This is a genomic window from Methylobacterium nigriterrae, from assembly GCF_037106235.1.
GTDB classification, from domain to species: domain Bacteria; phylum Pseudomonadota; class Alphaproteobacteria; order Rhizobiales; family Beijerinckiaceae; genus Methylobacterium; species Methylobacterium nigriterrae.
The window spans coordinates 1-1,919 of record NZ_JBAWTG010000326.1 but is presented as its reverse complement, the minus strand read 5'-3'; the positions used below and the strand labels follow the sequence as shown (position 1 = coordinate 1,919).

The following is a 1,919-nucleotide window of genomic DNA, read 5'->3' as shown; positions in this document are numbered from 1 at the left end:
TCGCCCTCGCGGATGAGGTCGCAATGCGGGCCGACCCACCGGCTCTGAGCCGTGATGCCGGACAGCAGGGCCCGATCCGCCTCGGTCAGGCGCGTGCCGTGCTCGAGCTTCGTGATCAGCGGATCCGGTCCCGGCCGTGCGGGAAAGCCTTGGGGGCGAGGCGCTGGCTCCATCACAGCAAACTCCCGGATCTGGGCTGGGGCGGCGCTGGCTTCAGCCGCTGCCGCAGCCAGCGCGTGGCGTCCTCCAGCGTGTCGAAGGCTGGAAATCGCACGCCGGCCAGCCGGCCGAGGCCGGCTTCCAGGAACCAGCCGCCCGGGCTCTCGTGCTCGGGCGTGTCGAGGCGCACCAGGACGCCGACCAGCAGCCCGTTGGCCATCACCAGCATGCCCTCGCGGTCCGGGCTCGCGGTGTCGACCGCGATCGGGTTCAGCACAACCAGCGTCTCGACGTTGTTCTGGCCGAGCATCGCTAGCCTCCATGGCCGCTGCTCAGCCATGGCACGCTCCGACGCGCGCCCCAGCGCGTGTTGCGCAGATGCAGGTAGTTCGGATTGTAGTTGCAGAAGGCCTTCAGGCGCTCGAGGTCGAGGATGGTCACGATCCGCTGCTTGAGCGCGATCAGGCCGAGGGCCCGCAGCTCGCGGAGCGTGCGGTGCACGTGCACGTTCGACAGGCCCATCGTGTCGGCGATGTCGGTCTGCGTGAAGGGGAAGTCGTAGCTGTTGTCGCTGACGCGCCCCACCGCCTCCAGCCGCAGCAGCAGCTCGCAGAGAAGATGGGCGATGCGATGGTTGGCGGGCCGGGCGCCGAGATTGACCAGCCACTCGCGCAGAACCGCCTCGTCGACGAGCGCACACCACCACAGTGCCCGGGTGACGTGCGGGTGGTTCGCCGTGATCGCCTCGATGGCCTGGCGCGGGATGTCGACAACCTGGCAGGCCGAGATCGTGCCGATCGTGTGGTCCATCTGGTCGAGGATGAACACGTTGAGATCGCAGAAATCGCCCGGCACCAGGTAGGCCATGATCTGGCGCTGGCCGTCCGGCAGGACCTTGTAGCGGCAGGCGTAGCCGTCGAGGATCAGGTGGACGTTCTCGGGCGGGTCACCCTCGTGGATCAGGTCGACCCGAGGACCGACCTTCCGAACCTTGGGCACGAGGGCGTTGAGCGCCCCGCGATCCTCGTCGGTCAGCTCCTCGAAGCTCTCGAGCTTGCGGATCAGCGCGTCCTGCATCGGGCCTCACCGGTCGACGAAGAAGCGACAAGCTAAGTCAGAAAAACGACATCCGCGACATCCTATGATCGGTTATTTGCGGCTGCCGACGATTAAGGTCATGGTGGGAGCCGTCGCTTGCTAAGGCATCCGGGCGCAAGCGGTCGAGGGCTCATGGCTCCCGCCCCAGCGAGGACGGGATCGTGCCCGCATCCATCCAACGCGCCTGCCACAACCGGCTGCTGAAGGCGCTGCCCGAGGCGGACTTCGCCCTGCTGCAGCCTCACCTGATGACCGTGCCGCTCCGGCTGGCCGAGGTTTTGGTCAAGCCCGACACGCCGATCGAGCGCGTCTGCTTCGTCGAGGACGGGATCCTCTCCCACATCGTCACAGCAGCCGACGGCAAGCAGATCGAGCTGGCACTCGTCGGCCGCGAGGGCATGGTCGGCGTACCGGTGCTGTTCGGGACGGATCGGTCCCCGCACGAAGATCGGGTGCAGGCGACGGGTTACGCCTGGAGCGTGTCCTCGGATGCCCTGCGCAAGGTTCTCGGCAGCAGTCCCGGTCTGCACGCGCTGCTGCTGCGCTACGTCCAGTCCCTCAACGTCCAGGTCGCCGGCACGGCCCTGGCCAACACGCGCTACAAGCTGGAGCAGCGTCTCGCGCGCTGGCTTCTGATGTGCCACGACCGCACGGAGGGCGAC

The 1,919-nt window shown here is 67.7% G+C and carries 3 protein-coding genes; 1 reads left to right on the top strand and 2 read right to left on the bottom strand.

Translation table 11 applies throughout. From position 1 onward, the window contains the following. Positions 1-172: 172 nt before the first annotated feature. Entirely contained in the window at positions 173-469 is a 297-nt protein-coding gene (locus tag WDW90_RS36715; protein ID WP_336492658.1) for a hypothetical protein, read from the bottom strand. A gap of 2 nt (positions 470-471) precedes the next feature. Beyond that, a complete protein-coding gene (locus tag WDW90_RS36710; protein ID WP_336492657.1) occupies positions 472-1,236 on the bottom strand; it encodes a Crp/Fnr family transcriptional regulator in 765 nt (254 codons plus the stop codon). Between the two features lie 182 nt (positions 1,237-1,418). On the opposite strand from WDW90_RS36710, the gene WDW90_RS36705 reads away from it, so the two are divergent. Next, the coding region (locus WDW90_RS36705) for a Crp/Fnr family transcriptional regulator (RefSeq protein WP_336492656.1) at positions 1,419-1,919 on the top strand (501 nt) is incomplete at its 3' end.

What these genes read in the sequence shown, in the direction of transcription:
- WDW90_RS36715 (WP_336492658.1), bottom strand. Translation starts at nt 469, where the DNA reads ATGCTCGGCCAGAACAACGTCGAGACGCTGGTTGTGCTGAACCCGATC.
- WDW90_RS36710 (WP_336492657.1), bottom strand. Translation starts at nt 1,236, where the DNA reads ATGCAGGACGCGCTGATCCGCAAGCTCGAGAGCTTCGAGGAGCTGACC.